The following is a 299-nucleotide window of genomic DNA, read 5'->3' on the forward strand; positions in this document are numbered from 1 at the left end:
CGACACTCCGATCGTTCGTGGTTCCGCGCTGAAAGCGCTGGAAGGCGAAGCAGAGTGGGAAGCAAAAATCATCGAACTGGCTGGCTACCTGGATTCTTACATCCCAGAACCAGAGCGTGCGATTGACAAGCCATTCCTGCTGCCAATCGAAGACGTATTCTCCATCTCTGGTCGTGGTACCGTTGTTACCGGTCGTGTAGAGCGCGGTATCATCAAAGTTGGCGAAGAAGTTGAAATCGTTGGTATCAAAGACACTGCTAAGTCTACCTGTACTGGCGTTGAAATGTTCCGCAAACTGC

General features: G+C 51.2%; 1 protein-coding gene. It reads left to right on the top strand.

Features of this window, described 5'->3' with window-relative positions:
* Window positions 1-299 (top strand): EF-Tu/IF-2/RF-3 family GTPase (locus tag E0L20_RS23780; RefSeq protein WP_242673437.1); only part of this gene is annotated, 299 nt, incomplete at both ends.

The sequence above is a fragment of the Enterobacter wuhouensis genome (assembly GCF_004331265.1).
GTDB classification, from domain to species: domain Bacteria; phylum Pseudomonadota; class Gammaproteobacteria; order Enterobacterales; family Enterobacteriaceae; genus Enterobacter; species Enterobacter wuhouensis.